The sequence below is a fragment of the Virgibacillus proomii genome, assembly GCF_018916875.1.
GTDB classification, from domain to species: Bacteria; Bacillota; Bacilli; order Bacillales; family Amphibacillaceae; genus Virgibacillus; species Virgibacillus proomii_B.
Genome location: NZ_JAHLNO010000027.1, coordinates 53,963 through 64,303 on the forward strand (window position 1 = coordinate 53,963; position 10,341 = coordinate 64,303).

Below are 10,341 nucleotides of genomic sequence, written 5' to 3' on the forward strand. Positions count from 1 at the left end.
GCGATGAATTTATGTTTTTTTATATAAAATTTTAAGTTTCTTTTACAACAAACTTCTACACTAATATTCAAAGCTATTTCATGTGAAACACAATTAGGTAATCCAAGTTCTCTTAGTTTTTATATTGTTATTGTAGTTGAGTTGTTTTGTTCATACTTTCTTTGACTGTTTTAGGTTCAAACCGAATTAGCCGCATTCCATTTAGTATAACTAATAATACACTTGCCTGATGAATAAACATACCTGAAGCTAGATGAACAGAACCATTCAGAACCCCTAATAGCAATAGGAAAACGGTACCTACAGCCAACCATGTATTCTGTTTTACATTACGATTTGTTGCTCTTGCTAACGCATGTGCGTGCGATAACTGTGTTAGTCTATCTGCCATGAGTACAACATCTGCTGTTTCCATAGATATATCCGTTCCGTCATCTCCCATAGCTATCCCAATGTCTGCTATAGCAATTGCGGGTGCATCATTAATTCCATCTCCCACCATCGCAACAGTATGATCGGCTTTCTTTAATTGTTTTATAAAGTTTACCTTATCTTCAGGTAATAGCTCAGCATGGAAGCTATCTAGCTTTAATTTTCTCGCTACGAGTGCAGCTGTATGCTTATTATCTCCAGTTAGCATAATTATCTGCTTAATCCCATCACTTCTCATTTTTGCTAATGCTAAAGAAGCATCCTCTCTAATTTGATCTGCTATGGACACAAGGCCAGCGATGGTTCCATTTACCGCAGCAAAAACAACGGTATTTCCATTTTTCTCTTGTTTTTCCTTATAATGAAGCATTTCTTCATCCAACATAATGAATTCTTGTTTCATTAAACTTTCATTACCTATAATTACTTCCATCTCTTCAAGCTTTGCGCGAATCCCCTTTCCTTTTATAATATCTCCATTTGCCGAACCTTCATGTATCTCTAAATTTCGCGCATTTGCTTCTTTGACAATCGTTTGTCCAATATGATGTTCAGATACCGTTTCTGCTTGTGCAATAATGCGAAGAAATTCATTTTCTTGCAAACCATGATCCCATAATTTAATTGCAGTGACTTCCGGTTTCCCTTTTGTTAATGTTCCAGTCTTATCAAAAACAATCGTATCCACGTTTGCAAATCGATCCATTACTTCGCCGCCTTTAACAAGTACACCTTGTTTCGCCCCATTTCCAATACCTGTTACATTTGATACTGGAGCCCCGATAACAAGAGCGCCTGGACAGGCAATGACTAAAAACGTAATAGCCATATGAAGATCTTTTATCAAAAAGTAAACAAGTATCGATAAAACAACTACTGATGGGGTATAAATTTGCGAAAATTTATTTAAAAACTTTTCTGTTCTTGATTTGGATTCTTGAGCTTCTTCCACTAGTTCAATAATTTTTGCAAAAGTTGTATCATCACCAACTTTTTTAGCAGTAATTTCGATATATCCTTGATCAACAATCGTTCCAGAAAATACATCATCATTTGCTCGCTTTGCTGCTGGAATAGATTCGCCAGTAACTGCCGCTTCATTAATGGAGGCATGTCCTGTCACTATCTTCCCGTCCACTGGAATTTTCCCACCTGAATGAATGATGACACGCTCGCCAAGCTTTACTTCTTCAGCAGGAATTTTTTGTATCGTCCCATTACGAATAACATTAGCTTCTTGGGGTGCCATGTCCATTAATTTCTTTAATGATGCTCTTGTCCGTTCCAGTGTACGTGCTTCCAAATAATCCCCAAATAAAAACAAGAAAGCAACGACTGAGGATTCAATATATTCTTCAATAAATAACGCTCCAACTATAGCAATAATGACTAATAGTTCGATACTAAATACCTTCATTCGTAAGGCCTGATAGGCTTTTATCAGAATTGGTATCCCTGCAATAACCGTGGCAACGATTAGGAAACCATTTTTTATCTCCGGCTTACCCAATATACCTAAAAGTATCCCGAACACGATGAATAAAAAAGATAGAGCAGTCTGATGCTTTTTATATCTTTGAATAAAAGTAAACACGTTTCTCATCTCCTTTATGAAATATGAGTAACTCTATACTTTTATCCTAATTGCTTTTTTCTTTTAAGTAATTGAGCTCCATTAAGTTCGCGATTGTTTTTAGCAACTGAGAGCTTTTGTGGTTAACTCTAAAAACTGGTTGGGACACAAGAGACTGCCTCGTTACAACTATACCTTGAATAGCAAAATTTCATACAGCGTCATAACTCCAGCACTAAAATTTCCTAATGTATAAAAAGCTTAGAATTCCTTTTACAAGGATTTCTAAGCTTTCATGTTATTAACCATACGAAACCTTTTTATATAAAGTGAAACTTCAATCAGTGAGGGTTTTCTTACATCACCCACTGAAATAGTAGATCAAAGGCTAAGTTCGTAACGTCATGTTGCAACGTCCTTGCGATCAACATCCTATTGACTCGAACGAATCGGGAATTTAGGTATCGTTATCTCTTACTTAGACTTCTTTGTATCGCTCTCAACTATTGAAGTAGGGGCCTTGGACCTTACATACGGGATAAAACAGAATACCCTAATTTTGTAATCGTTTTTTCTAATTGTTCTATATTTGTTTTTGCATCATCATACTCCACTTTTGCCTTGCTTGCATGGAAAAGAACCTTTGCAGCTTTTACTCCTGTAACTTTTCCCAGTGCTGTTTCGATTTTTTTAATACATGATGGACAGGTCAATGGCTCTAATTGTAGAATTACCCTTGTCATCTTTAGAACCTCCTTATTTATGATGTACCTTCATTTTATTTGAAATAATAAGGAAATGAATTGACCTATATCAAGTTTATAAATTATCTAAGTAAAGTAAATATATATAAATTCTTCAACGCCATTATTATCTTTGTAGCATAGGAAATTAATAACATACACTTATGATAAGTTTAAAAGCTGTTCTACTCAATAGTACATTTAGCATTAATATTTTAGCTTTTTTATTCTAAGGAACAATTAATTCTACGTTTAAATATTGCATGATGATCACTCCTTTTCATAGAAATGGTTATCCCTTGTATTGAGTAGAGGGAAAAGTTAAGAACTTTTCTCCCCTCTAACCACCGTACAAACGGTTCCGTATACGGCGGTTCAATTTACATTGCAGTTTGTACTTTTAGATAGTGGTCTAAGGCAAAGGGGATACCCCTTTGTCTTAATCGTTTATTAGACAAAGCTCTCTGAACAACCTTCGATAATCCAATGAAGCGGTAACCTTTCCTACAGTAAGTTAAACCTTTGGCTTCTTCTTTTGGTATGCCAAGTTGGGCGAGAGATTTTATTCTCTTTTTATTGTTCTTCCACTGCTTCCAAATAATTACCCGAATTCCAGAGCGAAGTTTTGCTTCTATTGTCCCAAGGATTTTCTTTATGTTGGCTATCTTGAAGTAGTTGACCCAACCAAAAATGACCTGTTTTAACTTGACGATTCTGTCATCTAGTAAAATGCTCCAATTTCGTTTCGTTAGTTGACGTAGTTTCCTTTGGAATTTTTGAATCGACTTTTTATGCGGTCTTAGTTGAAACTTCTTCTTATTAGAATCATAATAGAAACCGAATCCTAGAAATTTTATTTTACTAGGACGTGAGATTCTGTTCTTTTCCACATTCACCTTTAATCCCAATTTCTTCTCAAAAAATTTTGTAATGGAAGTAAGTACTCTATTTGCCGCCTTCTCGCTTTTGACAAAAATAAGGCTATCTTCTGCGTATCTTACAAACCGCAGTCCTCTTGCTTCCAGTTCTTTATCTAGCTCACTCAACAATAATGTTGCTTAGAAATGGACTAAGGTTACCTCCTTGTGTGTGCCCACTGGAGTGTTTTCATATTTCCCGTCGACCATCATACCACTTACAAGGAATTTTCGTATAAGAGAAATCACATCCCCATCTTTAATCGTGTGGGAGATGATTCTCATCAGCTTATCATGATGTACTGTATCAAAGAATCGTTCTAAGTCAATGTCCACTAGTCATTCATACCCATCATTTATATATTCCAACGCTTGAATCATTGCCATCTCGCAACTTCTTCTTGGTCTAAAGCCATAACTGTATTCGCTGAATTGCTTTTCGAATATCGGGCTTAATTATTGACGGATTGCTTGTTGCACCACTCTGTCGACAACCGTTGGGATACCCAGTTTGCGCATTTTTCATTTTCTTTTGGAATCTCTACTCGCAGTGCCGGCTGGCTTGTATTTCCTTTTTCGGATTTGTGCTCAAAGTTCGTCCTTATGGTCCTTCAGATATTCCTTCAATTCTTCCACCGTCACTCCGTCTACTCCACTTGCACCTTTATTGCAATATACACGCTTATAAGCTTGATTCATGTTTTGATTGCTTAGGATTTCTTCTAAAAGCCACACACTCGTTCCTTCCTTTCTTTTCACGTGACGATAAGACACTTCTCTTTTGATTATCCTCTGAGATACGCTCATACTTTCGTCATTAATACATTCAGAAGTTTATCCTTCGTGCATTCATGGGTAGAAACACTATCAATTGTTCAGCCCTTCATGATGTCCATCACTACTATGGCTTTGGCTGACTTCTCACAGTAAACCTTTTTCGACCAGCTTTCTTAGTAGGGGACTCCAGCTGTCCGTGAGACCTCCCAGGGTAAGACAACTACCTTTCCTCTTTTACTCGCCTAATTTACTTTATAGGATTACGCACATCTTTTGGACTTTGACTTGTTGTGGAGCCTTATCCATCTATAGAGCCGTGGTATCAGATTTCTATTCGTCGAGCCAAGATTTTGATACACGCTTCCTTTAGCTCTTACCTCACAACAAGTGCCTTGCGCTTCTCTAGTGGTTGATTGATGTGTACCCCACAGTTTGTGGACTTTCACCACTTAGATAGTCGCCATGCCTGGCGCACAAAGAAAAAGACACCTAATGTGGTGTCTTCGTTTTAAATTAATATAGTTGTCTATATATTTTTTAATTCCTCAATTTCAAGATTGAGTGATTCAACTTTTACATTTAAATCTTGTATTGCTTTTATTAATGGTGCGATTAACTCCATATAACCAATTGTTAGAATATCGTTACCATTATTCATTTTATGGTCTTGGAAACCGCCAAAATCTACATTCAAATCATCCATCACTGTTTTAACTTCTTGAGCAATAAGACCGTGATGGTACCTATTTCGTTTTTTGGTACCATCTTTTTTTAATTTAGTAACAGATCCATCTTCGTTAAGTTCAATATACTCATCACGATAGTCCCATTTAAAATCTCTAGGACGTAATTTTAAGATGAATTCTAATCCTAATGCAGTATCTTTTATATCTGCTTTATCCCTTTTGTCAGAACGATTTTGAATTGCTCCATAGGCATATGTTGTTATTCCGCTGCTTCCTAATTGTAACTGATTATCTCCTGATACTCTTGATTGTTTGCCGACTCCTATTGAATTTTTAACATTTGTTAAAGGATTACCATTTACATCATAGGAAAGTGCTTTATCACCTAAAGCAGTATTAGAATGCCCCTTCTTTAAATAGCGCATTGCTTCAGTTCCTACAGCAACATTATCGTGATTTCCTGAACCTTCTAAATCTCTCATTGTAGAAGAACCGATGGAGATTAAACGGTTATTTGCAGTAGAGGAAAACGCTGATCGCCATCCCATTATTGTATTGTAAATACCTGTTTTATTATTGTATAAAGACCAGGCTCCAACACCTGTATTGCGGTTTTCGTTTGTGTTAAATAGCGAGTTATAACCTACAGCAGTATTTTCACTCGCTTGTTTTCGGTCTTGTTGACCACCTTCTGTTACAGTTCCAGAGTAAGCATTTGTTCCTACAGCTGTATTATAGTTTCCTGTTTCATTTGCATGTGCTGCATTTCTTCCTATTCCAACGTTCCCTCTTCCTGAAACATTATATCTTAAAGCGTAGGAACCAAGTGCTGTGTTACGACTTCCCTCATCATTTCTATCAGGTTTACCTTCAGAATTAATAATACGTCCAATATTCCTCTCAAGTGCGGAATCACCAACTGCAACATTATTATAACCTACAATATTATCTCTCATAGATGAATGTCCAATGGCAACGTTGCGCCATCCGGACTTTTGAATATTACTCCCGTTTTTGTTCAATGATAATTCTCCGATACCCACATTTCTATAGCCACCTGATTTTTCGTAATACAAGTCATTAGATTCACCTGCTTGTTTTCCGGAAAATACATTTGTGTTTCCAGCCCGTGTTATTTGAAACGGAGCATCATATAATATAGTGTTAATTTTAAAATAGCCATTAAGATAAATGTTTCCAGAAAATTTCTTAGTAACAAAATAAGTTTTTCCTAATAAATTTACAAGCATATTATGATTTTCTTCTTCAATTTTCATAAAAGCTTGCGTGTCATCATTAATTCCATCACCAACAGCGCCATAATCAAGTGGATTAATAATTTGGATTCCCATATTTAAGCCTCCTAAATATTTTATAAAAGAACATCTAATAATAACTGCCTTTTGTCAGTTGCTATTACTATAAAACAGAATTTCAATAGATTCGATTCACTTTAGGAGTGAACTTAAATGATACCTTGTTCATCTATAAATTTTATTAGCTTTACTAACTCAGCATGTTTCTTTTTAATGTGACTATAACTATAATTCAATTCATCTGCTATTTTCTCTAACGTTAATCCATCAACATACTTTAATCTAAGTATTTTATGTTCAACTCCTTTAAACGTATCCACTAAATCAATAAGCTTCTTTAACTGTTGCTTTTTAAGATCAATATCTTTTTTTAACTGTTGAATACCCACTTCTAATTTAGCAACTATAGATTTATCAGTGAGTTTAACACCAGCTAGATCACCTTCAACCCACCTTTTAAGTTCAGTTTCCTCACGATCTAATTTATATTCCAGGTAGTCAATACCCTGTTTTAATTGTTGATAATCTTTTAACCACTCGTACAAAACATACTCACCTGCCTTTAATAACTGATTAATGTCCATAGATTGAAAACAGCTTCAAGCTTAAAGCCATATGGCTTCTAACCGATTGTCCTAAATCTACTTGACATTCTTTTTTATTTCTTAACTTCTCTTTGAGCACTTAATCTTTATTTTTACTATTAATATAATTAATTTATCTAGGGACATAGAAAAAAATATATTTATAAATGTATATATAATAAGGGTTTAAGGGTAACCCTAGGTGAGATTTTAATTAGTAGGGACAGATATTTTATAAAAAATTGCTCACTCCATTGATATAACAACGTTTAAAGCTGTCCCTAGATCAAAAGTTTATTTTTCGACCACATCATGGTTCATGTAATAAACATAAATTCTTTTATCCCGTTTACGTACTCTTTTATTTCTGACTTGTTGACATCAATATTGATTTTAGCAATCGGCAACTTATGAGACTTCCTTCATATCAAGGATTTTGACAATTTTCTCCTGACCTCCTTACCTTTCCTTTTACCAAGTAAGATATCAGATAGGTAGGCGTCTGAAATGCCTAGCATTTCTGTTAATTCTTTTTGCTGCATATCGTTAAAAATCAGCCATGTTTTAACTTATTTTCCGAATTCTTTTTCCAAGAGAAGTCGCCTCCTTTATACCTTTTGCTAATTATTTAGCTTTTCTATTGACATTCTCTATCCAATTGGATAAAATAAGTGCATAGCTAATAAACCTCCATAAACAGCCTATTAACGATGGGGAACGTGGTCTATGGCTTATTTTTTGTAATGTTTAAAAAGTTAAATAAGTAGCTTATGAACACAGTTTACTACCTAATAGGGTAGATGTCAATGCTATTTTCTATCCTATTAGCAAAAAATGTGTTTTAAGCCGGAAAAGGTGATAGTATGACTCTATTTGAAAGGGTAAAAAAACTAGCTGGCAAAAATAAGATGACGATAGCTGAATTGGAAAGAAAGTTGGAAATGGGCTCAAATACGCTTTATAAATGGAAAAAACAAAAGCCTTCTATAGATAAAGTACAAAAAGTCGCAGATTACTTTAATGTATCTGTTGATTTTCTCCTTGGTCGTACTGATGAAAAAAAATTACCTGAACAAGATATAGACACTATAGCCGCTCACCACGATGGCGAAGAATGGACAGAAGAAGAGTTGGAGGAAATTGAACGATTTAAAGAGTTTGTTCGCTTAAAAAGAAAACAACAGGAGTAGTTGCGATGTACGAAACATTACTTGTAGAGGCTACTCACCTTGGCATAGACACCTATGAAAAACAAATGTCTCATAGAATCAAAGGATTGTACGCTAATAACGTTATTTGGATTAATAAAAATATGGAAACCTCCTACGAAAAAGGGTGTATACTTGCCGAGGAACTAGGGCATTATCATACATCAAGTGGAGATATAATTAATCAAAATATAATTCAAAACAGAAAACAAGAAAAGGTAGCCAGATCCTGGGCTTATAAAAAGCTAGTTCCACTATCTAAAATAATCCAGGCCCATAAAGAAGGTATAAGAAACCGATATGAACTAGCTCAATATCTTGAAATTACAGAGGAGTTTTTAGATAACGCCATTAAACGTTATAAAGAGAAATACGGCGCAACCGTTAACTATAAAGGATACACCATTTGTTTTGAACCACTTGGTGTTATAGAGTGGTTCTACAAAAATTTTTAACCCTGAAACCGAACAAATGTTCTTGATAAAGGTAATTTGTGCCATTTTCTAAAAAGGAAGCTAAAAAACATGAGGCTTTTTCACATTAATGAATTTTATAATATGAAAGAAAGGAAAAGTGAGGATCATTAGACGCAAATCACAAGTGTTGCTATCTATTTTTAAACACGCAGTAGAATGGCAAGTCACAGATAAAGACAGGAATCCTATGGAAACAATAAAAATGTCTAAATCAACTAATAAGCAAAAAAAAGATTTTTATCGCAAACATGAAATACCAAAACTATTTACATTGCTCGAGGAATATCCTTTAAGGCATCAATTAAATGTGAAATTAGCCTTGGAGGCTTAAGGAGAGGTGAAATTGTAAGAATAGCTGCAGATGTAATTGATTTTGAATCAAATAAAGATAAAAAGATCACTTCAGTAATCTAACAAGGGATTACGACTTAAAGAAACAAAAACAGAAGACCGAAGAATAATCACTTTAGCAAGACACTTCATGAAAGCTTTGCACAGATACTATGTAAAGAAATTAAATTTAAAATTGGCTAATCTTTGGAAAGGTTTTGAGGATGTTAATGGACAAGTAGTATTTCTTTTGTTCTCAGATGAATATGGGGTACCAAATAGAGCTGATACACTTACTCAATTTTTGGAATCGATTTGTAAATAGACATAAAGACATACAATCAACTTTAAACCTATACTCCCATATAACAGAAGAAGATGAGATGTCTCTGATAGATTTATGTAATTGGTCACCATTATAGAATTGAGATGAAAATTACTAAAATAAATGAAACTAACTATATAAAGTCAATAGCTGTAGTGACAATTTCAATACCCTTTTTAATAAAAATTTAGGCATGACAAAAGCTTGATGATATATTATTTTTAAAATAAATCATCAAGTTTCTTTGTAAGTTTCACCAGTTTGCAGTAAATGGAATATAACCCTTACGTCCACATGTTTGTCTTTAATCCCTAATAACTCTATGACAAAATGATCTTGCACGGTTTCCCTCTCCTTTACCTTTTGTCCACAACTTAAGGTTAACAAAAGAGAAGGGAAGGCGTGTATTTTTTGTTTGCTTATAAACCTTGTCTGGATAAAAGAACCACCACATTCAGTATAAGTATAGAGCCGCAAAATGTCGGCAAAAACGCCACAAAAAAACATAGACTTCTACTCTTCATGGAGTAAAAGCCTATGATATCAACTTTTATAAGAGAGCTTCCAAGCGGACTTGAACCGCTGACCCCCACCTTACCATGGTGGTGCTCTACCGACTGAGCTATGGAAGCATAAAAAGGCTCCACAGGTAGGATTCGAACCTACGACCGATCGGTTAACAGCCGATTGCTCTACCACTGAGCTACTGTGGAATAATCTAAATATATGAGATAGCCACTGTTTCTCAACAAATAGCATCAATAAATATTATACCACAAAATAGATGTATTTATAATTATTTTGAGATTTAATATATATACAACCTCATATAACCCATGCTATATGTATTGAAAAATGCCTGGCGGCGTCCTACTCTTGCAGGGGCAAAGCCCCAACTACCATCGGCGCTGGAGAGCTTAACTTCTGTGTTCGGTATGGAAACAGGTGTGACCTCTCCGCTATTGCTACCAGAC

General features: G+C 34.9%; 9 protein-coding genes, 2 tRNA genes, 1 rRNA gene and 1 pseudogene. 3 read left to right on the forward strand and 10 right to left on the reverse strand.

Annotated features, from left to right (window positions below):
* Nucleotides 1-127 precede the first annotated feature (127 nt).
* The 7 genes and pseudogenes from KQI21_RS14195 to KQI21_RS16555 all read right to left on the reverse strand — a co-directional run bounded on the left by KQI21_RS14195 (nucleotide 128) and on the right by KQI21_RS16555 (nucleotide 7,585).
* On the reverse strand, nucleotides 128-2,035 hold the full coding sequence (locus KQI21_RS14195; RefSeq protein ID WP_216484875.1) for a heavy metal translocating P-type ATPase: 1,908 nt from the start codon (nucleotides 2,033-2,035) through the stop codon (nucleotides 128-130).
* 497 nt (nucleotides 2,036-2,532) lie between these two features.
* Nucleotides 2,533-2,748 carry a heavy-metal-associated domain-containing protein gene (locus KQI21_RS14200; protein WP_216484876.1) on the reverse strand — a complete coding sequence of 72 codons (216 nt, stop codon included), beginning with the start codon at nucleotides 2,746-2,748 and terminating at the stop codon, nucleotides 2,533-2,535.
* Between the two features lie 380 nt (nucleotides 2,749-3,128).
* Nucleotides 3,129-3,794, reverse strand: a complete 666-nt coding sequence (locus tag KQI21_RS16975) for a group II intron maturase-specific domain-containing protein (protein ID WP_253291518.1) — start codon at nucleotides 3,792-3,794, stop codon at nucleotides 3,129-3,131.
* Between the two features lie 459 nt (nucleotides 3,795-4,253).
* On the reverse strand, nucleotides 4,254-4,400 hold the full coding sequence (locus KQI21_RS16980) for a hypothetical protein (RefSeq protein ID WP_253291519.1): 147 nt from the start codon (nucleotides 4,398-4,400) through the stop codon (nucleotides 4,254-4,256).
* A gap of 568 nt (nucleotides 4,401-4,968) precedes the next feature.
* Complete coding sequence (locus tag KQI21_RS14210) at nucleotides 4,969-6,480, reverse strand: tail fiber domain-containing protein (RefSeq protein ID WP_216484878.1); 1,512 nt, start codon at nucleotides 6,478-6,480, stop codon at nucleotides 4,969-4,971.
* 113 nt (nucleotides 6,481-6,593) lie between these two features.
* Complete coding sequence (locus tag KQI21_RS14215) at nucleotides 6,594-7,028, reverse strand: sigma-70 RNA polymerase sigma factor region 4 domain-containing protein (protein WP_253291521.1); 435 nt, start codon at nucleotides 7,026-7,028, stop codon at nucleotides 6,594-6,596.
* Nucleotides 7,029-7,436: 408 nt separating this feature from the next.
* Nucleotides 7,437-7,585: pseudogene (locus KQI21_RS16555) on the reverse strand (helix-turn-helix domain-containing protein).
* 306 nt (nucleotides 7,586-7,891) lie between these two features.
* Here KQI21_RS16555 and KQI21_RS14220 point away from each other — a divergent pair.
* From KQI21_RS14220 to KQI21_RS14230, 3 genes are all read left to right on the forward strand, one after another.
* Complete coding sequence (locus KQI21_RS14220; RefSeq protein ID WP_216484879.1) at nucleotides 7,892-8,218, forward strand: helix-turn-helix domain-containing protein; 327 nt, start codon at nucleotides 7,892-7,894, stop codon at nucleotides 8,216-8,218.
* A 5-nt stretch (nucleotides 8,219-8,223) separates the two neighbouring features.
* A complete protein-coding gene (locus KQI21_RS14225) occupies nucleotides 8,224-8,691 on the forward strand; it encodes an ImmA/IrrE family metallo-endopeptidase (protein WP_216484880.1) in 468 nt (155 codons plus the stop codon).
* 118 nt (nucleotides 8,692-8,809) lie between these two features.
* Nucleotides 8,810-9,043: a hypothetical protein gene (locus KQI21_RS14230; protein ID WP_216484881.1), complete on the forward strand. Its 234-nt coding sequence runs from the start codon at nucleotides 8,810-8,812 to the stop codon at nucleotides 9,041-9,043.
* Nucleotides 9,044-9,926: 883 nt separating this feature from the next.
* On the opposite strand, the gene KQI21_RS14235 is transcribed toward KQI21_RS14230, so the two are convergent.
* From KQI21_RS14235 to rrf, 3 genes are all read right to left on the reverse strand, one after another.
* Nucleotides 9,927-9,999 (reverse strand) — tRNA-Thr (locus tag KQI21_RS14235).
* Nucleotides 10,000-10,008: 9 nt separating this feature from the next.
* A tRNA-Asn gene (locus tag KQI21_RS14240) sits at nucleotides 10,009-10,080 on the reverse strand.
* A 144-nt stretch (nucleotides 10,081-10,224) separates the two neighbouring features.
* A 5S ribosomal RNA gene (gene rrf / locus KQI21_RS14245) occupies nucleotides 10,225-10,340 on the reverse strand.
* Nucleotide 10,341: the final 1 nt, after the last annotated feature.